Raw genomic sequence first — 25,747 nt, 5'->3', positions numbered from 1 at the left:
TGGCATAAACCTACAGGCGCGTCCGACTTGGCCTGTTGAAACGGATTTCAATCCTCCGGCGGTTCCTTATCCGACTGGCTCACCTACGAGCGCGCATGTCATTCGATCCCGATGCCGTAACGACGGTGACGTTCGACTCCTATGGCACCCTCGTCGACGTCGATACGGCCGAAGCGGCCTTGGCAGACCGAGTTCCGGAGCCCGAACCCGTCTCGAAGCTCTGGCGCTCCCGCTCGCTCGCATATACGTTCATCGCCGATGCCATCGACGCGTACCAGCCCTTTTACGAGATGAACCGCGACGCGCTCCAGTACGCGCTCGACGCTCACGGCGTCTCGCTCTCGGAGGCCGAGCGCGACGAAATTCTCTCGGTGTACCACGAACTCGATGTCTTCGACGACGTGCGCGACGGGATGAACCGCCTCCAAGACGCCGGCTACGACTGCTACGTCGTTTCGAACGGGAACCCCGAAATGCTCTCGTCACTGGTCGAGACTGCCGACATCGACGGCATCGTCGAGGACACCATCAGCGCCGACGAGATAGAGACGTTCAAACCCCACGCCGAGCTGTACCGCCACGCCGCCGCGCGAACTGGGACCCCTATCGACGAGATTGCCCACGTCACATCGGGCTACTCCGACGTCTACGGCGCGATGCACGCCGGGATGCAAGGCGTGTGGGCCGACCGCGATGGCCCGTGGGACGCCTTCGCCGGCGAACCGGACCTGACTATCGAGTCGTTCCACGCACTCGCCGACGAGTTGGTCTGAGCGAGCGGCGCAGACTGACCGCTCGCATCAGTCGAGTGAGTGATCGCAGCGCCGTTCGAGCGCGTCCCTCGAGGCTTCGACGACCGCCGACGGTGTGAGGCCGGTGTCGGTCCACGCCGGGAGCCGGTCGTCCGATCCCGGCGACCGGACGCTCTCCGCGTACTCCGCAATCTGAGCGCGCTCTCCCTCGGGGTCGTAATCGAGTCCGTTGAACGCCGCGTCCGCGGCGTACTGCTCGACGTAGCGGTTCGCGGCCGTTCGGTACGCCTCGGGCAGCGTCTCGTAGTCCGGGGCGACACCGCCGTCTTCGAGGGCGCGAAACAGCGCCTCGCCGACTTCGGTCGCCATCGTCGAGAGGCCGCCGCGGCCGCCAACTGGCCGGTGGTCGTGCCGGTGGATACCGAGGTCGACCTGTGCGGTGCCAGTCTCTCCGGCCACGTCGTAGGCCTCGCCGAGCAGTCCCAGTTCCAGTCCCCACGCTCGCTGGGCACGAACCTGCTTCGCGGCGTCGGCGGTGACGGCGAACTCGCCGGCCAGCGGATACCGGAACGCGGAAAGATACCCGAGCAGCGGGTCCGCGTGTCGATCCGCCAGCACGCGCAACAGCGGCGCGACGAACAGCCGCGCGAGGCGGCCGTACAACTGGCCGTCTTCGACTCGCGCGTAGTAGCCCTTGACGAACTCGTGGTCCATCGTCAGCGGGGCCAAGAGCCGCGGGACGTGCTTCTCGGCGTACGTCGTCGCGTCGGCGTCGTGGACCACGACGTATTCGGCCCGAGCGGCGGCGACGCCGAGACCGAGCCAGACGTCCCGGCCCTTTCCCGTTCCGCCGTCCAGTCCGTGCTCGTCGAGGAGCGTCGACAGCAGCGGGGAACCACACCACAGCACCGTCACCGCCACGTCGAACGCCGCCGCCCACTCTCGGAATGCGAGGGCGGTTTCCCGAGGTGCGCGAAGCGGGACGACGACTTCGCTTGGTCCGACTGCCGCTAGCGTCTCGAAGACGTGGCCGGGCGTTACGGCCGCCTCTGTCTCGCCAGCGATGGGGACGACGACGGCGCTCTCGCCGACCGGCGCGTCCGGCGTCGGGTCGGTCAGGTCGTGCAGCGTCGTGATTCGCTCCTGTGCGTAGTCCATCAGCTCGCCTCCGGTGTCGGGTCAGTCATGGGTCGAGCGCCTCGGTGAGCGGTTCGAGCGCCGCTGTTTCCGGCAGTCGCGTCGCCGCCTCCCCGAGTGCGTCGAGGCGACCGCCGACGAGGAGACCGCCGTCTCCCACCTGGACGACGAGGCTCGTCTCCTCGGCGACGGCCAGCAGTTCGTCCACCGACTCGGGGTCGAGTCCGTTCACCTCGAAGACGCGACCGACGTACGCTTCGCTCGCGTCTCCGTCCGCCCCGATGCGTTCCAAGTGGTGAGCGACCTCCATCGGCCGGTGAACGTCGAGCTCGCTCACCGTGACGTGGTTCCGGACGGTACGCGAGCGTTCGGTGAACGCCTTGCCGACGAGAGCGGCGTCCCGCGTCTCGGCGACGTCGTGGGTCCGGACGACGTGTGCGCCGCGCTCGACCGCCATCGACGTGGCGGCGAGACTGACGGGCAACGCGTCCTCCGTCGAGCGGTCGGCGATGGTCTTCAGGAAGTTCTTGCGGTTGATGGAGACGAGAATCGGGTAGCCGTGGCCGCGGAACTCCCGGAGGCGGCGGAACGTTTCGCGGTCGTCGGAGAGGGTCTTCGCCTCGCTCCACCCGCCGAAGGCCGGGTCGACGATGGTCTTGTCGGTGAAGCCGTTCTGTTCTAACGCCGCGTATATCTCGTCGACGTAGTCGGCCTGCTCGGCCCACTTCGGCGAGCGGACCGCCGCCCAGTCGGTCTCCTCGACCGCGCCGGGGCGAGTGAGGTCCGGCGGGCTCGCCATCTTGGCGACGGCGACGTCGTGCTCCCGGCAGATATCCGGCATCTCCGGGTCCGCGAAGCCACAGATGTCGTTGACCATGTCGAACCCACGCTTCAGCGCTTCGTCGGCTACCTCGGCGTAGCGCGTCTCGATTGAGAAGACGGCGTCACCGCTCACCGATTCGATAGTCTCGATAGCGGTGTCGAGTCGCGCCAGTTCCTGCTCGGGCGTGAGCACGTCTAACCGCTTGTTCGCCGATTCGAGGCCGATATCGACGATGTCGGCGCCCTCCGAGACGAGTTCCTCGTCGACGTACGCGGCGGCCTCCCCCGGGTCGTCGTAGACCGACGGGTCGTACGGTGACTCCTTGCTGACGTTCAGTACCCCCATGATGCGGGGCGGGTGGTCGTCACCGATTTCCAACCCTGCCGCCTCGACCGTTTGCATGTCCGTCCGAATGGGCCGGAGTAGCTAAGGGCTGATGATATCGAGGGGGACGCGCCCCTCTCACTCCCCGCTCGGCGGCGAGCGAGAGTCGTCGTGGACGTACTCGATAACGTCGAACCCGTCGTAGGCGTGCCGGTCGGTGACAGTCCAGTCGGTGCCGAGATAGGGAAAGACGCGATTTCCGCCCCGGTACTCCGGCAGTTCCGAGACGAACGCCCGGTCGGCGTAGGGCAGAAACATCGAGTAGATGGCCTGTCCGCCGATGACGTACCCCCGGTCGTCATGCGCCGCGACGGCGTCGATTGCGGCCGCGACCGTCGAGACGTATGTCACGCCCGTCTCCTCGTACTCGTCGGGGTTTCGAGTGACGACGATCGGGTGGGTGCCGCGAATCCGACTCATCCCCTCGTGGGTTCGCCGTCCGACGACGACGGGATGGCCGGCGACGCGCTCTTTGTACTGCGTTTCGTCTTCTGCGTAGTGCCACGGAATCGTTCCCTCGTCGCCGATGACGCCGGTTCGGGCGACACCGGCGACGAGTGTCAGTTCGGGCATGCGTGCGGTTACGTCTGCACTGATAAGCGAGTGTCGTCCGCGGAACGGACCGGCCCGCGCTATCGGACCGTGATTCGGCGGGATGAGGTGACTGACACTTTTATTTAGCCCTCTCCCCTACCCGCTTGCAGTGTCGACACCGGAACGCGACATCGAAGCGGTGCTCGACGAGTCCGGCCCCGACTACGAGGGGTTCTCGTTCGAGACGCCGACGGGCGGCCACCAGAGCGACGTCTACATGGTGACGCTCCAGCACGGCGGTGAGTCATACGAGGTCGTGGTGAAGTTCAAACCGACGGACGACGTGCCCTTCGCCGTCGAACCGAAGCTCCACGAGTACGTCGCCGACCGAACCGACGTGCCGGTGCCGCGCATCCTCGTCTTCAAAGAGGACCCCGAGATGGATGTCCGGCCCTACTTCGTCACCGAGCGTGTCCACGGTGAGAACCTAGCCGAGGAGTTCGCGGGTCTCTCGACGGAGAACCGCCAGCGCATCATGCGACAGGCTGGGGCCATCCTCGGCGACATGCACTCCGAAATCGGTTTCGAAGCGTTCGGCCGCCTCGACCTCCACGACGGCCGGCTCATCGTCCGAGACTGGATGGGGAGCTGGCGGGAGTATTTCGAGAAGTTGACCAGAATGCACCTCTCGCGGCTCGATGACACTCCTTTCGGGGACGTGGCCGAGCGGGCCGAAGAACGAATCGAGCCAGCCCTTGATCTCGTCCCGGAGGACGGCGTGCCGCGGCTCGTCCACGACGATTTCCGTCCGGCGAACCTCCTGTTCGACCCCGAGGCCGACGAGCCGATCACGGCCGTCCTCGACTGGCAGGACGTGTTGGCGGCCCTCCCCGAGTACAACCTCGCACAGACGGAGTTCCTCTTCATCGATTCCTCGTTTCGGGACCCCGAGATCCGAGAGCGGCTCCGCGGGGAGTTTCACGACGGCTACCTCGCACAGCGGCCGATGGAGTTCGGCGATGGGTACGAGGAGCGCCGATCGCTCTATCAGCTCTCGACGCTGCTGTGGCGGATGGCCGGGTTCGAGGCCGCCTTCGCCGAGCAGTCCGGCCTAGCACAGGCTCGGGCCGAAGCCCAGTACCGCCAACAGTTCGAGCGGTTGCTCGACGGTATCCCGCTCTGAACCGGATCGTCTGTCGATACCAGCACCGGCGGCGTCACGCGACGTGGGCAATCCCATGAAGGGCGGAGCAGTCGCCGCTTTGCTCGTCGAAAATTCCACGGTGTCGACACGATACTTTCATCAGCTATAAATTGTAGTCGGGTGGACGAGGACACATGGACCTGGTCCCCATGTGTCGTGAAGTCGTCCTCCCACCTGAATCTCGAACGAACGTTCGAACGGCGAGGGAGGGACGATGCGGCGTCTGACGGTTCTCGTACTGATCGCGAGCGTCGCCGCCGTCCCGGTGACGGTCGCCGGTGCGGGCGTCAACGCCTCCATCTCGGACTTCCAGATCTCGCCCGACTCCCCGGCACCCGGTGAGTCGATTACGTTCACACCGACGATTCAGAACGCCCAATCGAGCAGCGCGCCGCTACAGATAAACGCCATCGCGCTCCGAAAAGCCTCGGGTCGGGGAGTCACCGAGTACGAGCGTATCACCGACGTCGGGACCGTCTCGCCGGGGTCTAGCGTCCAGGTGCCGCTTACGCACACCTTCGAAGAGGCCGGGACCCGCAACCTCCGGCTCATCGTCTACGGCGAGAACACGAACACGAACGAGTCCGTTCAACTGCGATATCCGATATCGCTCTCGGTCGAAGAGAACCACCCGCAGCTCGACATCCGAGCCAACGAGTCGGTCGCCGGCGTCCCCGCCTCTGGGACCGTCACGGTGGCGAACGGACTCGACACACCGGTCTCGAACGTCGAGATAACCGTCTCCGGCGACGGCGTGACGATGCTCGAAGACCGGACCGTGCTGGCGACGCTCCCCGCCGGGAACACCGCCTCAGCCCCGTTCCGGTTTCGTCCTGAGAGCGACGGAACACACGAACTAGAAGCGACGCTCTCCTATACCGTCCCCGGCGGCACGGACCGAACTGTGACGCGAACGAAGACGATCCAAACCGAGGAGCTCCGTGAGGGCGTCGTCCTCGACGCGTCCGGCGTCGGTACCGGTACCGACCGCGCCCTCGCCGTCGACGTGATCAATCAGGGGAACGCGCCCGCAGAGGACGTGGTCGTCACGGCTTCTGCGGCCAACGCGACATTCCAGCGAACCATCGTCTCGTCGGTACCCGCCGGCTCCTCGAAACGGGTTCGGCTCAATGCCACGATGTCTGAGGGGAGTGCGGACGTCTCGGTCGACGCGAACTACGAGATCGGAACCCGACAGCGGAGTGCCAGCACGACCGCGCAACTCCGCTCGGTTCCGGGCGCGATTCAGCTGACCGGCGTCTCCGTCACCCGAGAGGGCGGCCACCTCCAGATAAGCGGGAGCGCAAGTAACGTCGGGATGTCGAGCGCTAACAGTGTCATCGTCGGCGTCGTTCCCACCGAGAACGTCGAACCCGTCGAACCGAACAAGGACTACTTCGTGGGGACCGTCCCCTCGTCGGACTTCGTCTCCTTCGACGTCACCGCCCGCACGACCGGCAACGTCTCCTCGGTCCCTGTACAGGTGTCGTATCTCGTAGACGGTACCCGCAAGCAACGGACGTTCGCCGTCGAAACCGGAACGACGTCGAGCGGTCCGGTACAGACACCGGCCCAATCGAACGACAGCGGCGGCGGCTTGCTCCCGATACTCGCCATCGGGGCCGTCGCGGTCATCGTCGTCGCCGGTATCCTCATCCGCTGGTCCCGTCGCTCCGACGAACCCGACGACATATGACTGTCATCGACGCCCAGAACATCGTCAAGCGGTACCGAACCGGCGGCGAGACGCTGGAAGCCCTCGGCGGGATCGACTTCACGCTCGAAGCCGGTGAGTTCGTCTCCATCATGGGCCCCAGCGGGAGCGGGAAATCCACCCTGTTGAACATCCTCGGCCTGCTAGCGACGCCGACGGAAGGGCGGGTCATCCTGAACGGCCGAGACGTGACGGACCTCGGCGACCGCAAGCGAACCGCGCTCCGCAAGCGGACCATCGGGTTCGTCTTCCAGAACTTCTACCTCCTCCCGACGCTCGACGCCGTCGAGAACGTCGAGGTCCCGCGCCTGTTCGACCGCGACCCGAACCGGGCGGCTCGCGCCCGCGACTTGCTCACGCGAGTCGGCCTCGGCGACCGCTTCGACCACAAACCCGACCAACTGTCGGGCGGACAGAAACAGCGCGTTGCCATCGCTCGCTCGCTCATCAACGACCCGACTATCGTTCTCGCCGACGAACCGACCGGGAGCCTCGACCGGGAGACCGGTCGCCAGATTCTCGACGAATTCCGCCGCATCGCCGACGAACAGGACGTTGCCATCGTCGCGGTGACCCACGACGAACTGGTCAACCAGTACGTCGACCGGACGGTCCACCTCGTCGACGGCACCATCGGGAAGGAGATGATAGATGCTTGAGCCGCTGTACCGCCGCTTTCCCGCGGCGTTGATGGCCAGTCGGAACCTCACGCGAACGAAGATGCGCTCGCTGCTGGCGTCGCTTGGTATCGTCATCGGCGTCGTCGCCATCGCGTCACTCGGGATGTTCGGCGTCGCGCTCCAGTACTCGTTCACCCAGAACCTCGGGAGCGTGGGCAACCAACTCACTGTCTCACCGAACCAGGAAGCCGGCTTCGATTCGCTCTCGGAACGGGATATCAGAGATATCAGGCGCGCCGCAGGGCCGGGAGCGACGGTGTCGCCGGTCAAACAAGGCGTCCAACCGGTCGCTTTCGACCGCAATCAGAACACGACGCAATTAGTCTACGGCCTCGAACAGCCAGCGGAGGTGTACAACGCCACCGAGGGGCGTATCCCAGAACCGTTCCGCTCTGGCGCACTCGTGGGGGCTTCCCTCGCCGAGGAACACGATCTGCATCCAGGGAGTACCATCGCCGTCAACGGGAGCACCGTCAGGGTTCGAGCGGTACTCGAATCCGGAGACGCATTCTCGCCGCTCAACCCGGCGAACAGGCTCGTCCTCCCGGCCAGTAGCTTCAACCAGCGCGGCTACTCACAGGTGTACATCACCGCCGAATCTGGGTCACAGGCCAACGAGACGGCGATGGCGATTCGCGACTCGCTCAACGGCCGACAGGAACGCGTCACGGTGACGGAGTTCGGTAGCATCGTTGACCTCATCGAACAGCAGTTCCAGATAATCAACACCGTCCTCGTCGGCATCGCCTCTATCTCGCTGTTCGTGGCCGGTATCTCCATCCTCAACGTGATGTTGATGTCGACAGTCGAGCGGCGAGAAGAGATCGGTGTTCTGCGCGCGGTCGGCTATCAGAAACGCGACGTGCTCAAAGTGATGCTGACCGAAGCGACGCTACTGGGCGTCATCGGCGGACTCGTCGGCGTCATCATCAGCATCGCCGCTGGATTGGCCATCAATCACTACACCGTCGGCGACGCGATGGCCGTCTTCCGGATGGCCAACGCGTGGTACCTCATCGCGGCGTTCAGTTTCGGCGTCGTGACGAGCATCCTGAGCGGCCTCTATCCGGCGTGGAAAGCCGCGAGCGAAGAACCAGTCGAAGCGCTACGCGGCTAGGGCGTCGTCTCGACGCCGGGTTCGAGCCACGGTTCGGTGCGGCCGACGGTGACGGTGTCGAACTGCGCGAGCCACGCTTCGTCGCCGCGTTCGAAGGCATCCAGCGCGTCACCCACCGTGTAGGTGTACTCGCTGTCGGTGCACGGGAAGACGGCCTCTAGCTGCGTATCGTCGTATATCGCCAGCGAGACGACTGGGAAGACGACGACGTCGTCGACGCGATCCATCCCGACGTAGCTTCGGGTCCGTCGCTCGAAGGCCGGTTCTAGCGACGTGGCGTTGCGCTCGGCCCAGTCGCGGAACTCCTCGTAAGTCGCCAGCGCACCCGATCGCTTGTCCTCGGCCATCGTCCGGATACGCTGCCACTCGCCGGCGACCATCGACTCCGTAAACACGCCGTTAGCCTCCAACCGTTTGACTCGGTTCAGAACCTGCTGCTGGGCGTCGAACGTGCCGTACGTGTCTCCGCGAAGATACAGTTCCGCCCTGAGGTGTGTGTCATCAGTCATGTTCTCTCGTTGTGAGTCAACGCCCGAAAGTGACTAAACTCTTTCCCAGTGTGTCACCGTTTGCCACTCTTTGATACCTACGTGAAAATTCGGGCCCAGTAGCTGTTAAAGACCCCGATAAAGCCATTCTAGCTGAGGGCAACCTCGGCGGCAAATGACAACCTATCTGAATTAATTGTTGGCGGTGGTCGATAGTAATTTCGGCTTTCGTCGAACTTTTGGCCGTGTCCAATGCGTTCGTATAGCATGCCTACTCAGTGGCCACCGAAGTCTGTTCGGAACAAACGACAGAGACGAGGCTCGGTAGCGAGCGATCGACGTTCGTCAATGGAAAACTGCTCGCGGCACCCTACGGTCGCCGTTCGCTATTTCGTAGTTTTCGCTCTCGATGGTCGCTCAAACCACGCTAGGCGCGAGTGTGCCGTCGGGCGGCGTCGCCGTCCGACTGCCTGAGTGGCCTTCGATCCCTCTCCACTCGCATTTTCGAGACCCCCTCGCTAGGCTCGGCGTCTCGCTGTTCACGGATTTTTCCTCCCCACTCATTTCCGAGGTTCTGCGCTGCGCGCGGCCCTCGCTACTCTCGAGTCGTCCCTCCCCGTTCGTTTTCGGGATTTCGGAGAAATCCCGCTAGTCGTCCGCTGCGCGAATAATTGACTACTCGTAGCCGAGCCTGCTCGTCGCTTCAATCGTCTCACGGGTCACTTCGTTCCCCGTTCGACGTTCGAGGTTCTTCGCTACGCTCAGAACCTCGCTAGTCGTCCGCGCTCGCTTCCGCACCGCTCGCGACCACGTCGATTTCGCCGGCGTCGAGTTCCTCTTCGATCTCGCGGGCGGCCTGTACCATGTTCTCCATCTTCCCGTAGGCGATTTCGCGGGGCAGGAGCTTCACGCCGCAGTCCGGCGAGACGGTGAGTCGCTCCGGCGGAACGACCTCCAGCCCCTTCTTGATGTTCTCCTTTATCTCCTCAACGGACTCGACTTCGGCCGTGTGGGCGTCGAGGACGCCCATGGCGAAGTCCTTCGTGAACTCGTGGTCTTTGAAGACATCGAGTTGCTCGTAGTCACCGTTGGCGAGTTCGAGGTCGTACTCGTGGACCGGGTACTCCAGAATCTCGGGGTAGATGCGCGAGTAGTCGCCATAACAGACGTGCAGGCCGAGCCGTACGTCCTCGGGCACGTCGTCGACGATGCGTTCGAGACACTCGCCGACGATGGCGTGGTCGTCCGGCGTCGTCGCCAGCGCCGGTTCGTCTATCTGGATGTAGCGCGCGCCCGCATCGACCAGCGCCTCAATCTCCTCGTTGACGAGGTCGGCCAGTTCGTAGGCCAGTTCCTCCTCACTGTCGTAGACTTCGTTGAACGACCAGTTAGCGAGCGTGTAGGGACCGGTGATAGGGACTTTGACCGGGCGCTCGGCCACCTCGTCGGTGAACTCGAACTCCTCGACGAGCCACTGTTCGCCATACTCGACTTCGTCTGCGACGCTCGGCTTGTCGAAGTAGTTGTGACCCCAGACCTTCACGCGGCCGTTGAACTCGTAGCCGTCGATGCGGTGGGCGAAGTACTCGACCATCTCGTTGCGACGCATCTCGCCGTCGCAGATGACGTCGAGGCCGCAGCGTTCGTGTTCGTGGGTGATGAGCCGCGACGCGTCATCTTTCGACTCCTCCCACTCGTCCTCACCGAAGTCGGCGTCCTCGTCTTCGAACATCTCGCGGGCGCGGTCGTGCCACTTCGGCTTGGGGTAGGAGCCGACGACGGTCGTCAGCAGGAAGTGGTTGTTCGGGTGGTTCTCGGGTCGGAACTGCTCTCGTGGGCCGGTCATGCTTCCACCTCCAGCGTCGTCGCGTTCGCAAGCGACTGTAGCTTGTCCGCGAACTTGTTGACGGGGAGATAGAACAGCTCGGTGTTCGCGGTGGCGTAGACGGTGTCGTAGACGGTGTTGGTCTGCTGTTCGAACCAGTCGATTCGGTCGCGAATAGTCTCGGGCGCTTCGACGAGCGTGTTCTGCCCGTCGACGACGCCGAGCGCGACGTCGTCTTTCGTGCCGTACTCCTGCACGTTGTAGACGTTGTGGTCGTGGTCGGCGATCAGGTCGAAGCCGATGGCGTCCACATCGGCGTCCATCAGGTGGGCGTACACCTTCTCCTCGATTGCGCCCCAGTAGGTGTGCGCGACGACGTCGGCGTCGACGGCGTTCGCGACGGCGTCGATGGCCTCGCTAGCTCGTTCGTCCTCGCCGTCTTCGGGGGCGTTCTCGACCAGCGACGGTTCCAGCAGGAACAGCGTCTCGATGTCGGGGAACTGCTCGGCCTCACCGGCGAGGAAGTCGGCGATGGCGTCGAGGAAAGCGGCGTCGTCACCGTAGTGTTCGTCCGTGGCGAGGTCCGCGAGCGAGTACGGGCCGGGCAGAACTGCCTGCAGCCCACCGTCGACGAGTTCGGCGGCCGCGTCGAGGTCGGCGGCAACGTCGCCATCGGCGGTGAGGTCGCCCTGCACGACGGGGTCTCGGTAGAAATTGTTGTTGTCGTAGTAGCGGACGATCCCGCGGGTCTCGACGTTGTCGTGGACCGCGAGCGGGTGAGCGATCATGTCGTCCCAGCGGAGTTGGCCCTCGACGACTCGGTCGAGTCCCGCTTCCTGCTGGAGCGAGACGACTTCCTCGCGGGCGCGGTCGTAGGCGTGCGTTATCTCTCCGCCCTCGTCACCGCTGATGAGGTCGGTCTTCTGGTGTCCCTTCAGATTGGACAGTTCGTCCTTGGCCCAGTCCGGCAACGGGAACAGGCCAGGGGTCGTGGCGACTATCTGTGTCATTGCGCTCGCCTACGAAATGACGGGCTTTAATATTTCCTATTCGGGAAAATGCTTGTTGGTAATTATTCCTGCGTAAACCGCAGGACGGAAAGCTCCTCGTACGGATGTTTCTCGCTTGCGACTCGGGCACTCGTCAGCCCGTGTTCGCGGCCGTACTCACAGACAGCGTCAGGGTCGGTGAGACTACTGACCAGTAAGAGCGCCGCGCCGTCGGGTGCGAGAACGCGACCGACGGACGCCAGAAACGGGTCAACGAGACGACGGCCATCCTCGCCGCCCGAAAGCGCGTGTTCCATCCAGTCGTCCCACTCCTTCTCCTTCGGCGTCGGAAGGTAGGGCGGATTGAACGTCACGAGGTCGAAGATGCCATCTCGAAACGGTTCGAGTAAGTTGCCGCGGACGACCCACACGCTGTTCTCGCGGGCTTGCCGACACGCAAGTGGGTTCACGTCCACGCCGACGGCGTCGGCTCCTGCCTCGCCCATCGTTGCCGCGACGTAGCCCGACCCCGTTCCCACGTCGAGCACTCGGTCGCCCTCACCGACCTGTTCGTAGGCCGCCCTGGCTAGCAAATCGGAATCCTCCGCCGGTTGGTACACCGACTCGACGTCGCGCTGATCGGCCAGTGCGGGTCGCCCATCGGTGTCGGCCGGGTCGTCCGCGTTGTCTGCGTCGCCGGTTTGCTCGTCCTCCGCCATCCTCACGCCTCCGGGTCGCCGACATCGTACGCCAGCGTCGCCAGGTCGGCGAAGTCCGCCGGCGCGAGATTCCCAGCGCGGGCGCTCATCAGTTCCTCGTCGGCCGCCTCAACGACGGCGTCGGGGTTGCCCAACCCGGAGATGTGGGCGGTGTTCCGGACAGCGTTGCGCATCGTCTTCCGGCGCTGAGTGAACACCCCTTTCAGGAAGTCCATGAAGAAATCGTCGTTGGGAACGGAGTAGTCCGGTTTCCGGGGTGTCGTCCGTACAAGCGCGCTCGTCACGCGCGGCTGCGGGTCGAACGCTTCCTTGGGAACCGTCTCGACGATATCCACGTCGGCGTAGTGGCCTGCCGTCACGGAGAGGCGGCCATAATCGTCGGTTCCGGGGTCGGCGGCCATCCGCTCGGCGAACTCTTGCTGGAACATCAAGACGAGCGGTCGCTCTCGTGGGAGGAGTCGAAACGCGATCTCGGAGGACGCGCCGTAGGGGAGATTCGAGATGCTGGCCGTAAACTCCGGCAGCGAGACGTCGAGTGCGTCCCCTTCGAGGACGGTCAGTCGGTCCGCCATTCGCTCGTCAGCGAACTCCTCGCGGAGGTGTGCCGCAAAGTCCGGGTCGCGCTCGACGACGGTCACTTCCTCAGCGTGGCCGAGCAGTCGGTCGGTCAGCGCCCCGGGCCCGCCCCCTATTTCGAGGACGTGAGAGAGGTCTATCTCCGCCTCTACGGCGTATTCGGGGATGCGGTCGAGCACTCGGTCGTCGACGAGGAAGTGCTGGTCCTGGCGGGTGTCGGCCCGTTTGCCCGCCCGGCGGACGAGCGCGTCGGGATTGCGACTCCCAGTCTGCGTGTCGGTCATTGGCTATCTGTAGACGGTCGGCGGTTGAAAAGGTCGCCCACTCGCTGGCCGGACTCAGTCATCGGCCTCGCCTTGTTCCGCGGGTCGTTCCTCCCCGTTCCGCTTCGAGGCCGATAGCTTCGCTCCGCTCAGCTATCGGTCTCGCCCTGCTCGCTCCGGCGGACGAACGTCCGATACTTCAGGTCGTCTTCGCGCAACTCTTCGAGGATGCGCTCTACGAGCACTTCTTTCGGGTTGTGGAGGCCGCTGACGCGCTCTTCGAGTTCCTCGAAGCTCTCGAACGGCTGGCGCTTTCGCTCGTCGAGAATCGTGTTCCGGAGTTTCTTCCCGATGCCGGGCAGGAGGTTCAGCTGGTGGAGTCGCAGTGTGATCGGCTGGGCGTCGTTGTAGAAATCGACGAACCGCTGTTCGTCGGCTTCGACGATCTCCTCGACGGCGTAGTCGAGCTCGGACTGCGCGCTGCTCGGCAGGTCCTCGTACTCGATTTCGTTCACCCGGCCGAACGCCGTGAGGTCGATCCGGTCGCCGATAGAGACGTCGTGGTCGTCGTCGAGAACGAGTTCGTAGAGATAGAACTCATCGATATCGAGAACGAACGCGAGCGGCTCTTTCTGGTGTTGTGGCCGGTCGTCGTCGCTCCGTCCGCGCGGGAGTAGATCGAGGACCGCCGCAACCATCTCGTCACCACCGCTCTCCGTGTTGGTCATGCACTGCGATACGACGAGAGTACACTTAATGGCCGTGGATGAACGGCCAGAAACGGGAGACTGCCGTACGACCGCCGGTAGCAGAGAGACTGGTGTAGGGCAGTCTGGTATTTCGCCGAGACGGCGAATACCGAGACACAGCGACAACAGTTTCTATCAGGCGTACTGCCTGACGACGTCGAGAATCTCGTCCAGTTCGTCACCCGAGAGGGTGTACCGTTCCTGGGCGAAGACTGCGCGAAGCTCGTCCCGGTCAAGCGGTCGGAGGTTCGCGATCTTGTAGGCGGTCGGTTCGTCCACCTTCTCCAGTTCCCGCAGTTGCGAGACGAACTCGCGGGACTCCTCGGGGTCGAGCAGGGCAAACCGGTTGACGTGCTCGATGGCCCGCTTGAGTTCGTAGCGCATCTCGCGCTCCTCGTCGGCCGCTCGCTCCACTTCGAGGTCTTCGAGTACCGCCTTGGTCTCGGCGAGGGTGAGGTACTCCTCGTCGACCTTCGCTTTGAAGATGGTCATCTCAGTTCTCTTGTCGGCGCAGGTGTGCGGGCTTGACGATGACCGTCTTCGTCTTGCCGCCGTCGACGATTTCGACCTTGTAGGCCGTGCCCTGCTCGCCGAGGACGGTGCCGGTCAGGCCGTTGAATCGCGGGTGGAAGCGGCCGTCGGGGACCGAGGGGTCGATCTTCAGGTGGACCTTCTCGTCTTCTTCGAACTGCTCGACGGAGCGCTGGGGCGGGGAGGTACCGCGGTCCCGGGGGCTGTTCTTGAGTTTGTCACGAGTTCCTTCGAGGGGGCCGTGTGAACTAGGCATTCTTGCTCACCGCTTGTTCGGTCGCCGTAATAAAACGTGCGTTCCACGTCCGCGAGGTGGGCCGAGAATTGCGCCGAGAACCGCGTGGCTGGCGTGGTCGGTGTCGTGCCGACACACAGTCGCCACTGGTCGGTCGATGAACGCGAAAACGGGAGCCAGTCGCTTACAGGCGGCCGACGGTGTCGACGTCAACTGATTCGACGCCGTCGACATCCGCGAAGGCCTCCTCGACAGCGTCGGTCCCACCGGACTCGTCCGGGATGATGACCGTCGGGAAGAGGGCAACGAGGCCGAACGCGACGTCGTCGCGTTCGAAACCCTTGATCTTCGCGCCTTCGGGAAGCGACCCTTCGAGACGCTCCTGGAGGTCGTCGAGGTCGACGTCCGGGCTCTGCGGCATGACCTTGATCTTGGCGGCTACCTTCCCCATCGTTATGGCCCCGTGAAGCCGCAGTCCGGACACTTGTAGAGGTTACTCTGCTTCCGGCAGGTCGAACAGCGGTAGATCTGCTGCCCGCAGTCCGGGCACTTGAACGCCGCGGCGTTATTGCCGGCGATGTTGATGCCACACGAGACGCACTTCTGCGTCCGCTTTTGCTGGCTCTCGCTCATACCACCCCGTATCCGACCGCGGCTTTTAACGGTTGCCAAACGTCGCCGCCAACGGGAATAGATGTCATGGACTCTCGACAGGTCGCGCGGAATCAGCTACCAGGGAGGATGTCACCCAGCGCCGCGCCGATAGCCATCGGAACGAAGGCCACGGTACACGTACTGAGCGACTGCCAGACGACGACAGGGTCCGTCGACCACTCGACCAGTCCCCACCCGGTCAGAAGTGCCACAGAGACCGCGAATGCGGTAGCCGTAACGACAGCGAGACGGCGCGGGACGATTCCCAAGATACGATTGGCGACCCGAACGTCCTGAAAGTCTGCGACGTAGAGGATACCGAACACCATCGCCACCGCCGCCGCCAGCGTTCCGAGGAAGTATAGTGGATGCTGTGCGATGTGTTGGCCCGCGTCTATCGTGCCCCCTTCGACGGCCATCGGGATGCCGAAGAGGAGCGACCCGAGGACGGCCTCGGCAAAGTCCTCGCGGTCGAACCCCCAGATGACCCGACCGAAGACGGCAGGGTCGTGATCCTGTGCCGCCGTCGCCGCTCGCATCGCCTCGCGGACCTGTTCGCGTTCGGCCTCGCTGTCGACGATGTCCTCTAGCTCTTCGAGTTCGTCGAACAGTTCGTTGAGGCCGTCGCCGTCGTCGTCAGCTTCGGGCCGGTCGTCGGTCATCCCTCGTCGAAGTCGTCACCGGCGACGGCGTCCTGGGCCCCCAGTTCGGCGGGCGAGGACGGCTCGCCGTTCTTCCAGATGTAGAAGCCCTCGCCGGTCGATTCCCCGAGCTGACCGTCGGCGACTCGTTGGCGGAGGAGCGCCGGCGGTTCGAAGCGCTCGTCGAGGGCCGACGCGAGGTGGTCGAGCGAATCGAGGGCGGCGTCGAGTCCACGTTCGTCCGCCCGGGCGAGCGGGCCGCGTTCATCTTCCGTTCGCGTCGCCGCGAGGTCCACGTCGGAAACGGTGGCGACGCCGGATTCGACCATGCGTATCGCCTCGATCAGTTCGGCGAGTTCGAGACGCGTCGCAGCGAACCCCGGCGTGTCGCGCACGGTGAGCGGGACACCGTCCAGTTCCTCGACGAACTCGCTTACGCGTTCGCGCGTCGCGTCGGTCGTTTGGTCGGCGAGCACGACCTCGACGAGGCCGGAATCCAGCGGTTCGACGAAGTGGAGGCCCGCGGTGCGCCCAGGGCGCTTGAGTCCGGTGGCGACGGCAGTAATCGATTCCTCCGTCTCGCTGACGAAGACTGTTGCGTCGTCGACGAACTGTTCGGCCTCTGCGAGTAGTTCTCGACGGCCCTCGACGTTGCGGTCCGTCGTATCGAGGACGACATCGGTGCCGGAGACGGCGCTCTGCAACCCGGTCGTGCCGTCGACGTGGTCGCTGATATCGCGTTCCGGAAGTCGCTGTCCGACGGCGTCGATGCTGTCCATCACAGCGTGGGCGTCCGAGTCGTACAAGCGCACGTCGTGTCCTGCACGCAGGCACTCACGGGTGGCGTCGCGCCCGCGCGGGCCAGCCCCCAGTACGGCCACATTCATGCCAGTACCACCGGCCGCCCCCGGGTTAAGCCTTTACGCACTCCCCGATGTTCCCCCGATTCACCACCAGTAGCAGGCACTTACCCGGGGTAAATCACTGCCTTAGCCAAAACATTTATACGTGATAGGCCGTTCTCCGTAAAAGAACACATGGAAAGGCCGACGCGCCAGCGGGAAACGGACCAGCAGGAGCGTGAGCAGGAGTCCGAGGATACAGGTCAGCAGACCTGTCCGGAGTGTGAGTCGGAATCCATCACCAGCGACGGCGGTGGTGAACTCGTCTGTGAGGACTGTGGCCTCGTCATCGAGGACGAGAACATCGATCGCGGGCCGGAGTGGCGCGCGTTCAATCACTCCGAGCGCCAATCGAAGTCACGCGTCGGCGCGCCGACGACCCAGACGATGCACGACAAGGGGCTGACCACCCAGATCGACTGGAAGGACAAGGACGCCTACGGCCGGTCACTCTCCTCGGAGAAACGCTCCCAGATGCATCGCCTGCGAAAGTGGCAAGAGCGCATCCGGACGAAAGACGCCGGCGAGCGCAACCTCCAGTTCGCGCTCTCGGAGATCGACCGCATGGCCTCGGCACTGGGTGTCCCGCGCTCGGTGCGAGAGGTCGCCTCGGTCATCTACCGACGCGCGCTCAACGAGGACCTCATCCGCGGCCGCTCTATCGAGGGCGTGGCGACGGCCTGCCTGTACGCCGCCTGCCGACAGGAAGGCATCCCACGAAGCCTCGAAGAAGTCTCGGACGTCTCCCGCGTCGAACAGAAGGAGATCGGGCGAACGTACCGCTACGTCGCCCAAGAACTCGAACTCAAGATGGAACCGGTAGACCCCAAGCAGTACGTCCCCCGGTTCGCCTCGGAACTCGAACTCTCCGAGGAGGTCCAATCGAAGGCCAACGAGATCATCGACACGACGGCCGAACAGGGCCTGCTCTCGGGGAAGTCCCCGACGGGCTACGCCGCCGCGGCCATCTACGCCGCGTCGCTGCTCTGCAACGAGAAGAAGACCCAGCGCGAAGTCGCAGATGTCGCGCAGGTGACGGAAGTTACCATCCGAAACCGGTATCAAGAGCAGATCGAAGCGATGGGCATCCACTGACCGGCCACCCGCTTCAGTGAATCGGCCATTTTTCTCGCCGACTCGTACTCTCCAGTGTGCGGTCGGCCGCTTCCCACCAAAAAAGTGAAACGTTCGTACGGTCGAGTATAGCCGTATCACGTCGATGACATCGGATTCTGACGGGACAGCCGACCCCAACGCCGTCGTCGCGGCGGTGCTCACCGCGACCGACGTCCCTCGGGATGCCCTCCCGACGCTGCTGGGGCTCCTCGACACGGGCGACCGGCAGGTCCGGCTCGGGGCGGCGACGGCCCTGTGTGCCGTCGCCGACGCCCACCCGGACACGGTCGCGTACCTCGTCGGCCGGCTCCTCGACCGGACGAACGGCGACGACGGGCTGGCCGCCGACCTCGCCCTCGACTATCTGGCGGCCCGGTTTCCCGAGACCGTCGAGACGGAACTCGACGCGCTGACTGGCGAGGGGACCGCGCGACACCGCGCCGAGCAGTCTCGTCCAACGGGGCGGCGTCTCGAAAAACGGAACGTCGGTCGGATTCGGGTCGCCGGAACGAGGTTCGGGGACGACCCGCGACAGGTGTACCCCGACGATCCAGTGGAAGAAACGGGCGAACGGAACCAGCTGGCAGACGGCGACGAGGAGACAAATCCCGAGCAGTCAGTGGCTGGAAGCGAATCGACGGTCGCCGACGCTGACGAAGACGAGGGGGGCACGGACAACGAGGCACGCAGCGGCCGCACGATCGGGCGACGGCCCGCGGCCACCGACGCCGAGTGGCTCTCGCTCGTCGAGTACGAGAGCCGGTTCGACGCGCTCTCGATTCTGGCCCCGCGAGAACATCGTCGGTACGGCGTGGCCTATCGCACGCTGGGCGTCGCGGACGACGAGGAACACGCCGTTGCACTACGGCTGCTTCACACCGCCGACACAGAACGGGCGTTCGAAACGGCGCTCGCCTCGCGGTTAGACGACTGGGCCGCCGTCTCGAAGACGGACAACGTCGTCACCCTGTACGACTGGGACGAGGAGCCACGCCACTGGCTGGCGACCGAGTACACCGACCTCACGCTCGCCGAACGCGGACGATTCACGCCGACGGAAGCCGCCTGGCAGGCCGAACGGCTCGCCAACGCCGTCACCGCTCTCCACGAACACGGTGTCGTCCACACCGGGATTGACCCGACGAGCATTAGCTACTACGGGAACGTCCTGCGCGATGGCGACCGCCAGCCACCGCTCCTGAACGATGTCGGTCTCGTCGACGTCTATCGACAGTACACCGACCCGGCGCAGTTCCTCGACCCGCGCTACGCTGCGCCGGAGTACTACGAGCGTCGGTTCGGCCGCATCGACCACGCCACGGATATCTACCAGCTTGGAGCGGTCTGCTATCGCCTATTCACCGGCCGGCCGCCGTACACCGGTTCGTTCGACCACGTTCGAGAGCAAGTGCTCGCCCCCTCACCGCCCGCGCCGAGCGACGTTGCGGACGTGCCGGCCGCCGTCGACGACGTCGTCGGCAAAGCGATGGCGACCCGAAAACTTGCTCGCTACGAGACGGCCGCACATCTGACACAGGAGTTACGCGCGCTTCGAGAGCCGCGGGGGACGGATGGCCGGTAGCGTCTCGGTCGGCTTGCCGTTCGCACCGAACAACCCAAATCTGACGTTCATCTTCTTCATCGCCCTGTCGCTGCTGGCAGCCCTTGGCCTGCGATTTAGTTTCTACGCGTATTGTAACCGGCAGGCCAGCGAACTCGTCGCCGAACGGCCGCTGTGGAACGCGCTGACACTCGCCGGACTGTTCGCCGTTGCCTACGCCGTCTTCGGTCTCGTCGAGGTGCTGACAGTGTTCGCGTTGCCGGTAAAGAGCGCACTGCTGTTGGCACATGTCTTCTCGCTAGCGGTCACGATGCGCGTCCTCTACGGGCGCGTCGTCTCGGTGGCCACTACCGGGGAGATCCGTCACGAACGGACGACCACGCGAGCCGCAGTGCTCGCGATCGTCGTCGTCTTCGTCGGGATGGGACTGGTCGGTCGCCATCCACTATTGGTGGCGTTGTCGGGTAGCAGTGCGCTAGCCTTCACTGTTGGCGGGGCCGCCTTCGGCCGGCGAGGAACCACCGAAACGCGGGTGCAGGGAACCGTCATCGACACGCTACTTCGGCACCTGCTACCAGTCCTCCTCTTCGCCGCGCTGATTCTCGCGGTGGATCTGGCCGTTCTGGCGGGATTAGACCGCGTCGTCGTGCTTCACGTCCAGGTCGTCTTCGTCATCATGACGGCCACGGCGCTGATGACGGCGACCATCAAACTCCGGCAGAATCTCGCGACGCTGTAGATGGGAACTCGGCTGACGACGACGAACTGTCGAGTGACCCCTCAGTCGGCGGCGACGGTCAGCAACTGTAGCGCCGTTCGGATGTGGTAGTTCTTCTTCTCAGAGGTGTCGGCGCGTAACGCGTCTCTGAGGTGTTCGAGCGCTTTCGCTTGCTCGACACTCATTTCTTCAGTTTCCGTTTGCGGTTTCGTCGGTGTCATAGTTTGATACGGTGAGACGGAACGTCGGACTCGCTGCCCATCTCACGTTTCGGTCGCGCGAGCGGCAGGAATCAGGCCATAGCCGGGCCGTTCGACCCTCAGATAGAGAGAACGAGCGGGTCGAAACGTACAGCGTGAATGCTCGGTTCCGTACTTGTAGGTGGAGAAGAAAGTAATTAAAGCTTCTGTAACATTTCCGGAACGGATAGTCGACTATCGACCGCTGACAAACAGTACTCAGCGGTCGAACGGGTTCGCTCGTCCATATCCTTTTGTCGAATCCAGCCGTCGGGAGACATATGCGTGCTGTTAGATTCCACGAACATGGTGGACCGGACGTCCTCACGGTCGACGAGATCCAGCGGCCGGAAGTCGGCGCAGACGAGGTACTACTCGATGTCGAAGCCGCGGCGGTCAATCCCGTCGACACCTACTTCCGCGAAGGCGGGTACGAACCGGGTGACCTCCCGTGGATTCCGGGCTCGGACTGCGCGGGCACGGTCGCCGCTGTCGGCGAGTCGGTCTCGGACTACGCCGAAGGCGACCGCGTCTTCGCTACCGGACTCGGAAACTGGCTCCAGGGGACCTGTGCGGAGTACGTCGCCGTTCCCGAGTCTCATCTGGCACGCCTGCCCGAGAGCGTCGACTTCGATACCGGGGCGGCCATCGCCCTGGTCGGCGTCACGGCGTGGGAGTCGCTGGTTGCCACCTGCTCGCTGAACCCCGCCGAACGCGCCCTGATTCACGGGGGAAGCGGCGGCGTCGGCCACGTCGCGGTCCAGCTCGCCGCCGCGAACGGCGCACGGGTCACCACGACAGCCTCGCCGACGTATCACGACCGGCTACGCGAACTGGGTGCCGACGACGTGCTGGATTACTCTCGGGACGACCTCGCGGACGCCGTCGTCGCGGCCGGTCGCCCGGACGTGATTCTGGACCACCGCCTCGACGACTACCTCTCGTTCGACGCCGAGGTAGCCGCACAGGACGGGCGGGTCGCCGCTATCGGCAACAGCGACGCCGCGGCCACGTTCGAGAGCGTCCCGAACTGCCGGTCGAAGTCGCTGTCGGTCCACCACGTCCTGATGTTCAATGCGCCCGACTTCGGCGGGGTACTCGCGTCGCTGGCGACGCTCCTCGAAGACGGCGACCTCACCGCCGAGGTCGCACAGACGTACAACCTCGCCGAGGTTGCCGACGCACACCGGGACGTCCTCGAAGAGAGCTTCCTCGGGAAACTCGTCGTCACCCCTTGAGACCGAACCGGTGACGGACTGAGCTTTTATCGGGCCGTCGCCCGTCTCTTCGGACATGTCCGTCACCTTCGATATGGACGGCGAGGTCGCACTGGTCACCGGCGTCGGCGGCGCACTGGGGAGTTCCGTAGCGAACGCCTTCCTCGAAGCGGGGGCGACCGTCTGTGGGGCCGACGTGGTCGAACCCGACAGCGAGGACTTCCAGCTATCGAGTCCCGACCGCATCGACTTCCACGGCGGCGACTTCACCGAGGAGGAAGATGTCGCAGACGTAGTCGAGGCCGTCGTCGACGAACATGGCCGACTGGACTACCTCCTCAACATCGCGGGGACGTGGCGTGGTGGCGACCCGATAGCGGAGACCGAGGCCGACACGTTCGACTTTCTCTTCGACGTCAACCTGAAGACGATGTTTCTCGCCTCGAAACACGCCCTGCCTCACTTACAAGATAACGAGGGCGCAATCGTCTCCGTCTCCGCCCGCTCGTCGCTCGAAGGCGGTGCGGGCGACGGCATCTACCGCGCGACGAAGGCCGGCGTCCGACTGCTGACAGAGACCATCGCCGAGGAAAACCTGGGCACCGTCCGAGCCAACAGCGTCATGCCGAGCGTCATCGACACGCCGATGAACCGCGAGATGATGCCCGACGCCGACTTCGAGGAGTGGGTCGACCCGGCAGACATCGCCGCGGTGATGCTGTTTCTCTGTTCGGACGCCGCGTCGGTCACGAGCGGTGCGGCGGTGCCGGTCTACGGTGAGGCCTGATACTCGGAGAAGATGGGGGCCGAGGGGAGACCCCCCGGGAGAAGGGAGCGCATGACTGACTGTCCACACTGTGGATAGACGAGGTGGAACACGATGACGATGGGTCGCTGACTGGTTCATACGGACTGCTGTAGTTCGGTACCGGATCGACCGCACGAAATCGTGCGGTCGGCCCGGAAGATAGCTACAGCAGTCCGTATCAGTGGTCGGCGGCCAGGAGTGTGGACGAGTGAATCTGTGGGGCCGGCCCACTAGTACGTTGATAATATCGCTATATAGCGCTCCATCGTCGGCTGATGTCGTGACCGGCGTCCACCACGCCATGATATCTCGCCGGAATCACAGCCGTTAACGGGGAAACCGGCACAATCGTTCGACTATGTCAGAACGAGAGACGTGGACGACTCGGGTCGGATTCCTCTTCGCGGCTATCGGGAGCGCAGTCGGTCTCGGGAACCTCTGGCAGTTCCCGTTCAAGACCGCGACCAACGGCGGCGCGGCGTTCGTCGCGTTCTACCTCGTTGCCGTCCTCGTCGTCGGGTTCCCCGCGATGCTGGCGGAGTTCGTCCTCGGGCGGCGGACGAACGTCAACGCCGTCGATGCCTTCGAGGAGATGGGCCATCGCAACTGGCGTCTCGTCGGCGGGTTCGCCGTCTTCACCGGGTTCTGGATTCTCTCGTACTACAACGTCGTCGGCGGGTGGGTCCTCCGGTACATCCTCGGGAGTGTCCGCGGCGCGTACTTCGGCGACCCCGCCGGCTACTTCGGAGCCGTTTCGTCCGGCCCCGAGGCGGTGCTGGCACAGGCGATCTTCCTCGCCATCGTCGTCGGCATCGTCGCCTTCGGCATCGAGGACGGCATCGAGAAGGCGACGAAGGTGATGGTGCCGAGCATCGTCGTCCTGATGGTCGCGCTGGCGGCGTGGGTGGCGACGCTGCCCGGTGCCGGCGAGGGCTACGCTTTCTTCCTCTCGCCGGACCTCGGGACGATGATAGCGAACGCCGGGAGCATCATTCCCTTCGCCGTCGGGCAGGCCTTCTTCACGCTCTCGCTCGGGATGGCCATCATGATAACGTACTCCTCGTACGTCGGCGAGGACGACAACCTCGTCTTCGACGGCGGCGTTATCGTCGTCTCGAACACGCTGGTCGGTATCCTCGCCGGCATCGTGGTCTTCCCCATCCTGCTCACTATCGGCGCAGAGATCACCACCCAGACCGGCGGCGCGGGCGCGCTGTTCGTGGCGACGGCCGCCGGGTTCGGAACGCTCCCGTACAGCCGCGTCTTCGGCGTCGTCTTCTTCGGCGTCGTCCTCATCGCGGCGCTGTCCTCGGCCATCAGTCTGCTGGAAGTGACCGTCGCCTACGCCAACGACAACTACGGGATACCGCGACCCTACCTCGCCGGGGCGGCCGGCCTCGGTCTGTTCGTGCTTGGTCTCCCCTCCGCGTGGAATACGGCGTGGTTGACGTGGTTCGACAACTTCGCCTACCAACTGTTCCTTCCCTTCTCGGGCCTGCTGTTGACCGTGTTTGTCGGCTGGGTCGTCGGCCGTGACGCCGTCGATGAACTCTTGCAGGGGGCGGACGGGCTCGGCGGCTTCAGCCAGGTGTGGCTCTGGACGCTCCGGCTCGTCGTCCTCGTCGCCCTCCTCGGGACGCTCGTCCTCGGTATCCAGACGATGTTCCTGGGTTCCGACCCCGCCTTCTTCGCACCGTTCTGACGTGTTCTACCCGCTCTCGACACGCTTTTCGGTGTCGACGCGGACGCTGAGACGATGACGAGAGCTACGTGGCGCACGCGAGTCGGGTTCGTCCTCGCCGCCGTCGGGAGTGCGGTCGGGCTTGGCAACATCTGGCGGTTCCCGTGGCTGACCGCCCAAAACGGCGGCGCGGCCTTTCTCCTGTTGTACGTCCTCGTAATCGTCCTCGTCGGCGTCCCCGGACTGCTGGGCGAGATGGTCATCGGGCGACGGAGCCGGCGCAACCCGGTCGGCGCGTTCGGCGAACTAGGCGGTCGTCGCTGGCGGGTTCTCGGCGGCGTCGCGTTGCTCGCCTCCGTCGTCGTCCTTTCCTTCTATTCGGTCGTCGGCGGGTGGATTCTCCGTTACACGCTCGCCAGCGTCACCGGGGCGTACTTCGGAAATCCACAGGGGTACTTCGCGGCCATCGACTACGGCGTCGGCGCGGCGGGCTTTCACGCGCTGTTCCTCCTCGCGACGGTGGCCGTCGTCTACGCTGGCGTCGACAGGGGCATCGAGGTGGCGACGAAGGTGATGGTCCCCGGTATCGTCCTCCTCTTTGGCGGCCTCGCGGCGTGGGCCGCGACGCTCCCGGGAAGCGCCGGCGGCTACGAATTCTTCCTCTCGCTCGACGTGGGCTACCTCCGCGCGAACTTCTTCGACGTCCTCGTCGCCGCGGCAGGACAGGCCCTCTTTACGCTCTCAGTCGGTGCGGGGGCGATGCTCACCTACGCCTCCTACATCGGCGAGGACCGCTCGCTGGCCGCCGACGGGACCCTTATCGCCGGGCTGAACACCGGCATCGGCATCCTCGCCGGACTGGTTATCTTCCCGCTGCTGTTCTCGCTGGGCGTCTCGCCGGGCGAGGGCGGCCCGGGCGCGCTGTTCGTCAGTCTCGCGGGAGCCTTCGCGGACCTGCCCTACAGTCGCGTCGTCGGCGTCGTCTTCTTCGGCGTCGTCCTGCTGGCGGCGCTCTCCTCGGCCATCAGCATCTTCGAGGTGCTCGTCGCCTACCTCGTCGACGAACACGGCCTCGGCCGGTCGAGCGCCACGGTCGGCGTCGGCGGCCTGTTCTTCCTCACCGGGAGCGCCGCCGCGCTATCGCCGTCGCTGTTCGCGCTGTTGGCCGATACCGTCGCCAACCTCGTGTTGACCGCCGGGCTGCTCGGCTTCCTGCTGTTCGACGGCTGGGTCCTCGGCAAGGCGGCACTCGACGAGTACGAGCGCGGCGCGGGCCGCCTGGCCCGTCTGGCTGGTCGCCCGTGGTACTACGCCGTCGCCGTGGTCCTCCCGCTGTTTCTCGCGTTCACGCTCGTCTCCGGACTGGGCGGTCTCCTCGGTGTCGCGGTCACGGCGACGCAGGCCGCTATCGTCGCCGCGGTCGGCGTCGCCGCCTTCATCGCCGCCGTGCGGTTCCGTGGCCGACCCGCGAACTGACCGAGGGTCGAAGA

Annotated in this window: 28 protein-coding genes; 12 read left to right on the top strand and 16 right to left on the bottom strand. The window is 64.7% G+C overall.

Going from position 1 to position 25,747, the window contains the following annotated elements; genetic code table 11:
- Positions 1-95: 95 nt before the first annotated feature.
- Positions 96-773, top strand: coding sequence for a haloacid dehalogenase type II (locus E4S61_RS03265; RefSeq protein ID WP_135302469.1), 678 nt, complete (start codon positions 96-98; stop codon positions 771-773).
- A gap of 27 nt (positions 774-800) precedes the next feature.
- Here E4S61_RS03265 and E4S61_RS03260 read toward each other — a convergent pair whose 3' ends face one another.
- From E4S61_RS03260 to E4S61_RS03250, 3 genes are read right to left on the bottom strand one after another with little or no spacing between them, the layout of a single operon-like run.
- Entirely contained in the window at positions 801-1,910 is a 1,110-nt protein-coding gene (locus E4S61_RS03260; RefSeq protein ID WP_135302468.1) for a glycosyltransferase family protein, read from the bottom strand.
- A gap of 25 nt (positions 1,911-1,935) precedes the next feature.
- Positions 1,936-3,114, bottom strand: coding sequence for a dihydropteroate synthase (gene folP, locus E4S61_RS03255; RefSeq protein WP_135302467.1), 1,179 nt, complete (start codon positions 3,112-3,114; stop codon positions 1,936-1,938).
- A 60-nt stretch (positions 3,115-3,174) separates the two neighbouring features.
- Positions 3,175-3,669: a dihydrofolate reductase gene (locus tag E4S61_RS03250; RefSeq protein WP_135302466.1), complete on the bottom strand. Its 495-nt coding sequence runs from the start codon at positions 3,667-3,669 to the stop codon at positions 3,175-3,177.
- 130 nt (positions 3,670-3,799) lie between these two features.
- On the opposite strand from E4S61_RS03250, the gene E4S61_RS03245 reads away from it, so the two are divergent.
- The 4 genes from E4S61_RS03245 to E4S61_RS03230 all read left to right on the top strand — a co-directional run bounded on the left by E4S61_RS03245 (position 3,800) and on the right by E4S61_RS03230 (position 8,345).
- Positions 3,800-4,813 carry a phosphotransferase family protein gene (locus tag E4S61_RS03245; RefSeq protein ID WP_135302465.1) on the top strand — a complete coding sequence of 338 codons (1,014 nt, stop codon included), beginning with the start codon at positions 3,800-3,802 and terminating at the stop codon, positions 4,811-4,813.
- A gap of 235 nt (positions 4,814-5,048) precedes the next feature.
- Positions 5,049-6,530, top strand: coding sequence for a COG1361 family protein (locus E4S61_RS03240; protein WP_135302464.1), 1,482 nt, complete (start codon positions 5,049-5,051; stop codon positions 6,528-6,530).
- Entirely contained in the window at positions 6,527-7,207 is a 681-nt protein-coding gene (locus E4S61_RS03235; RefSeq protein WP_135302463.1) for an ABC transporter ATP-binding protein, read from the top strand. The genes E4S61_RS03240 and E4S61_RS03235 overlap by 4 nt, the downstream gene beginning before the upstream one ends.
- Positions 7,200-8,345 carry an ABC transporter permease gene (locus E4S61_RS03230; protein ID WP_245180553.1) on the top strand — a complete coding sequence of 382 codons (1,146 nt, stop codon included), beginning with the start codon at positions 7,200-7,202 and terminating at the stop codon, positions 8,343-8,345. The genes E4S61_RS03235 and E4S61_RS03230 overlap by 8 nt, the downstream gene beginning before the upstream one ends.
- Here E4S61_RS03230 and E4S61_RS03225 read toward each other — a convergent pair.
- The 12 genes from E4S61_RS03225 to E4S61_RS03170 all read right to left on the bottom strand — a co-directional run bounded on the left by E4S61_RS03225 (position 8,342) and on the right by E4S61_RS03170 (position 16,902).
- Complete coding sequence (locus tag E4S61_RS03225) at positions 8,342-8,854, bottom strand: HTH domain-containing protein (protein WP_135302462.1); 513 nt, start codon at positions 8,852-8,854, stop codon at positions 8,342-8,344. The genes E4S61_RS03230 and E4S61_RS03225 overlap by 4 nt on opposite strands.
- A gap of 751 nt (positions 8,855-9,605) precedes the next feature.
- On the bottom strand, positions 9,606-10,679 hold the full coding sequence (locus tag E4S61_RS03220; RefSeq protein ID WP_135302461.1) for a methionine synthase: 1,074 nt from the start codon (positions 10,677-10,679) through the stop codon (positions 9,606-9,608).
- Entirely contained in the window at positions 10,676-11,668 is a 993-nt protein-coding gene (locus E4S61_RS03215) for a 5-methyltetrahydropteroyltriglutamate--homocysteine methyltransferase (protein WP_135302460.1), read from the bottom strand. Before E4S61_RS03215 ends, E4S61_RS03220 begins: the two co-directional genes overlap by 4 nt.
- 62 nt (positions 11,669-11,730) lie before the next feature.
- Positions 11,731-12,366, bottom strand: coding sequence for a HemK2/MTQ2 family protein methyltransferase (locus E4S61_RS03210; RefSeq protein ID WP_135302459.1), 636 nt, complete (start codon positions 12,364-12,366; stop codon positions 11,731-11,733).
- A 2-nt stretch (positions 12,367-12,368) separates the two neighbouring features.
- Positions 12,369-13,226: a 16S ribosomal RNA methyltransferase A gene (locus E4S61_RS03205; RefSeq protein ID WP_135302458.1), complete on the bottom strand. Its 858-nt coding sequence runs from the start codon at positions 13,224-13,226 to the stop codon at positions 12,369-12,371.
- Between the two features lie 128 nt (positions 13,227-13,354).
- On the bottom strand, positions 13,355-13,933 hold the full coding sequence (locus E4S61_RS03200; RefSeq protein ID WP_135302457.1) for a DUF655 domain-containing protein: 579 nt from the start codon (positions 13,931-13,933) through the stop codon (positions 13,355-13,357).
- Positions 13,934-14,089: 156 nt separating this feature from the next.
- Entirely contained in the window at positions 14,090-14,446 is a 357-nt protein-coding gene (locus E4S61_RS03195; RefSeq protein WP_135302456.1) for an RNA polymerase Rpb4 family protein, read from the bottom strand.
- A 1-nt stretch (position 14,447) separates the two neighbouring features.
- Complete coding sequence (locus E4S61_RS03190) at positions 14,448-14,741, bottom strand: 50S ribosomal protein L21e (RefSeq protein ID WP_135302455.1); 294 nt, start codon at positions 14,739-14,741, stop codon at positions 14,448-14,450.
- A 163-nt stretch (positions 14,742-14,904) separates the two neighbouring features.
- The gene (locus E4S61_RS03185) at positions 14,905-15,171 is read right to left on the bottom strand and encodes an elongation factor 1-beta (RefSeq protein ID WP_135302454.1); all 267 of its coding nucleotides are present in this window, start codon (positions 15,169-15,171) and stop codon (positions 14,905-14,907) included.
- A gap of 2 nt (positions 15,172-15,173) precedes the next feature.
- Positions 15,174-15,353, bottom strand: a complete 180-nt coding sequence (locus E4S61_RS03180) for an HVO_2753 family zinc finger protein (RefSeq protein ID WP_135302453.1) — start codon at positions 15,351-15,353, stop codon at positions 15,174-15,176.
- A gap of 92 nt (positions 15,354-15,445) precedes the next feature.
- Positions 15,446-16,036 carry a DUF2391 family protein gene (locus E4S61_RS03175; RefSeq protein ID WP_135302452.1) on the bottom strand — a complete coding sequence of 197 codons (591 nt, stop codon included), beginning with the start codon at positions 16,034-16,036 and terminating at the stop codon, positions 15,446-15,448.
- The gene (locus E4S61_RS03170; RefSeq protein WP_135302451.1) at positions 16,033-16,902 is read right to left on the bottom strand and encodes a 3-hydroxyacyl-CoA dehydrogenase family protein; all 870 of its coding nucleotides are present in this window, start codon (positions 16,900-16,902) and stop codon (positions 16,033-16,035) included. Before E4S61_RS03170 ends, E4S61_RS03175 begins: the two co-directional genes overlap by 4 nt.
- Before the next feature lie 150 nt (positions 16,903-17,052).
- Between E4S61_RS03170 and E4S61_RS03165 the strand changes: the two genes are divergently transcribed.
- From E4S61_RS03165 to E4S61_RS03155, 3 genes are all read left to right on the top strand, one after another.
- On the top strand, positions 17,053-18,012 hold the full coding sequence (locus E4S61_RS03165; RefSeq protein ID WP_135302450.1) for a transcription initiation factor IIB: 960 nt from the start codon (positions 17,053-17,055) through the stop codon (positions 18,010-18,012).
- A 124-nt stretch (positions 18,013-18,136) separates the two neighbouring features.
- Positions 18,137-19,615, top strand: coding sequence for a protein kinase domain-containing protein (locus E4S61_RS03160; RefSeq protein ID WP_135302449.1), 1,479 nt, complete (start codon positions 18,137-18,139; stop codon positions 19,613-19,615).
- On the top strand, positions 19,605-20,333 hold the full coding sequence (locus E4S61_RS03155) for a hypothetical protein (RefSeq protein ID WP_135302448.1): 729 nt from the start codon (positions 19,605-19,607) through the stop codon (positions 20,331-20,333). The genes E4S61_RS03160 and E4S61_RS03155 overlap by 11 nt, the downstream gene beginning before the upstream one ends.
- 41 nt (positions 20,334-20,374) lie before the next feature.
- Here E4S61_RS03155 and E4S61_RS26470 read toward each other — a convergent pair whose 3' ends face one another.
- Positions 20,375-20,497 (bottom strand): hypothetical protein, encoded by a 123-nt coding sequence (locus E4S61_RS26470; protein ID WP_280663320.1) that lies wholly within the window; start codon positions 20,495-20,497, stop codon positions 20,375-20,377.
- Between the two features lie 335 nt (positions 20,498-20,832).
- Here E4S61_RS26470 and E4S61_RS03150 point away from each other — a divergent pair, with 335 nt between their 5' ends.
- From E4S61_RS03150 to E4S61_RS03135, 4 genes are all read left to right on the top strand, one after another.
- Entirely contained in the window at positions 20,833-21,789 is a 957-nt protein-coding gene (locus E4S61_RS03150) for an NADPH:quinone reductase (RefSeq protein ID WP_135302447.1), read from the top strand.
- A 55-nt stretch (positions 21,790-21,844) separates the two neighbouring features.
- On the top strand, positions 21,845-22,555 hold the full coding sequence (locus E4S61_RS03145; protein ID WP_135302446.1) for an SDR family oxidoreductase: 711 nt from the start codon (positions 21,845-21,847) through the stop codon (positions 22,553-22,555).
- A gap of 379 nt (positions 22,556-22,934) precedes the next feature.
- Positions 22,935-24,278 carry a sodium-dependent transporter gene (locus E4S61_RS03140; RefSeq protein ID WP_135302445.1) on the top strand — a complete coding sequence of 448 codons (1,344 nt, stop codon included), beginning with the start codon at positions 22,935-22,937 and terminating at the stop codon, positions 24,276-24,278.
- Positions 24,279-24,332: 54 nt separating this feature from the next.
- On the top strand, positions 24,333-25,733 hold the full coding sequence (locus E4S61_RS03135; protein ID WP_135302444.1) for a sodium-dependent transporter: 1,401 nt from the start codon (positions 24,333-24,335) through the stop codon (positions 25,731-25,733).
- The last annotated feature ends 14 nt before the right edge of the window (positions 25,734-25,747 follow it).

Source organism: Haloarcula amylovorans (assembly GCF_004681185.1).
GTDB lineage: Archaea > Halobacteriota > Halobacteria > Halobacteriales > Haloarculaceae > Haloarcula > Haloarcula amylovorans.
This window is presented reverse-complemented; position numbering and strand designations above follow the sequence as displayed.

Excerpts from the sequence above, each read along its gene's own strand:
- E4S61_RS03165 (WP_135302450.1), top strand. The coding sequence starts at position 17,053 with ATGGAAAGGCCGACGCGCCAGCGGGAAACGGACCAGCAGGAGCGTGAG.
- E4S61_RS03140 (WP_135302445.1), top strand. The coding sequence starts at position 22,935 with ATGTCAGAACGAGAGACGTGGACGACTCGGGTCGGATTCCTCTTCGCG.
- E4S61_RS03170 (WP_135302451.1), bottom strand. The coding sequence starts at position 16,902 with ATGAATGTGGCCGTACTGGGGGCTGGCCCGCGCGGGCGCGACGCCACC.
- E4S61_RS03185 (WP_135302454.1), bottom strand. The coding sequence starts at position 15,171 with ATGGGGAAGGTAGCCGCCAAGATCAAGGTCATGCCGCAGAGCCCGGAC.
- E4S61_RS03150 (WP_135302447.1), top strand. The coding sequence starts at position 20,833 with ATGCGTGCTGTTAGATTCCACGAACATGGTGGACCGGACGTCCTCACG.
- E4S61_RS03225 (WP_135302462.1), bottom strand. The coding sequence starts at position 8,854 with ATGACTGATGACACACACCTCAGGGCGGAACTGTATCTTCGCGGAGAC.
- E4S61_RS03135 (WP_135302444.1), top strand. The coding sequence starts at position 24,333 with ATGACGAGAGCTACGTGGCGCACGCGAGTCGGGTTCGTCCTCGCCGCC.
- E4S61_RS03180 (WP_135302453.1), bottom strand. The coding sequence starts at position 15,353 with ATGAGCGAGAGCCAGCAAAAGCGGACGCAGAAGTGCGTCTCGTGTGGC.
- E4S61_RS03230 (WP_245180553.1), top strand. The coding sequence starts at position 7,200 with ATGCTTGAGCCGCTGTACCGCCGCTTTCCCGCGGCGTTGATGGCCAGT.
- E4S61_RS03145 (WP_135302446.1), top strand. The coding sequence starts at position 21,845 with ATGTCCGTCACCTTCGATATGGACGGCGAGGTCGCACTGGTCACCGGC.
- E4S61_RS03235 (WP_135302463.1), top strand. The coding sequence starts at position 6,527 with ATGACTGTCATCGACGCCCAGAACATCGTCAAGCGGTACCGAACCGGC.
- E4S61_RS03190 (WP_135302455.1), bottom strand. The coding sequence starts at position 14,741 with ATGCCTAGTTCACACGGCCCCCTCGAAGGAACTCGTGACAAACTCAAG.
- E4S61_RS03240 (WP_135302464.1), top strand. The coding sequence starts at position 5,049 with ATGCGGCGTCTGACGGTTCTCGTACTGATCGCGAGCGTCGCCGCCGTC.
- E4S61_RS03265 (WP_135302469.1), top strand. The coding sequence starts at position 96 with ATGTCATTCGATCCCGATGCCGTAACGACGGTGACGTTCGACTCCTAT.
- E4S61_RS03260 (WP_135302468.1), bottom strand. The coding sequence starts at position 1,910 with ATGGACTACGCACAGGAGCGAATCACGACGCTGCACGACCTGACCGAC.
- E4S61_RS03250 (WP_135302466.1), bottom strand. The coding sequence starts at position 3,669 with ATGCCCGAACTGACACTCGTCGCCGGTGTCGCCCGAACCGGCGTCATC.
- E4S61_RS03215 (WP_135302460.1), bottom strand. The coding sequence starts at position 11,668 with ATGACACAGATAGTCGCCACGACCCCTGGCCTGTTCCCGTTGCCGGAC.
- folP (WP_135302467.1), bottom strand. The coding sequence starts at position 3,114 with ATGCAAACGGTCGAGGCGGCAGGGTTGGAAATCGGTGACGACCACCCG.
- E4S61_RS03220 (WP_135302461.1), bottom strand. The coding sequence starts at position 10,679 with ATGACCGGCCCACGAGAGCAGTTCCGACCCGAGAACCACCCGAACAAC.
- E4S61_RS03200 (WP_135302457.1), bottom strand. The coding sequence starts at position 13,933 with ATGACCAACACGGAGAGCGGTGGTGACGAGATGGTTGCGGCGGTCCTC.
- E4S61_RS03210 (WP_135302459.1), bottom strand. The coding sequence starts at position 12,366 with ATGGCGGAGGACGAGCAAACCGGCGACGCAGACAACGCGGACGACCCG.
- E4S61_RS03195 (WP_135302456.1), bottom strand. The coding sequence starts at position 14,446 with ATGACCATCTTCAAAGCGAAGGTCGACGAGGAGTACCTCACCCTCGCC.
- E4S61_RS03160 (WP_135302449.1), top strand. The coding sequence starts at position 18,137 with ATGACATCGGATTCTGACGGGACAGCCGACCCCAACGCCGTCGTCGCG.
- E4S61_RS03155 (WP_135302448.1), top strand. The coding sequence starts at position 19,605 with ATGGCCGGTAGCGTCTCGGTCGGCTTGCCGTTCGCACCGAACAACCCA.
- E4S61_RS03205 (WP_135302458.1), bottom strand. The coding sequence starts at position 13,226 with ATGACCGACACGCAGACTGGGAGTCGCAATCCCGACGCGCTCGTCCGC.
- E4S61_RS26470 (WP_280663320.1), bottom strand. The coding sequence starts at position 20,497 with ATGAGTGTCGAGCAAGCGAAAGCGCTCGAACACCTCAGAGACGCGTTA.
- E4S61_RS03175 (WP_135302452.1), bottom strand. The coding sequence starts at position 16,036 with ATGACCGACGACCGGCCCGAAGCTGACGACGACGGCGACGGCCTCAAC.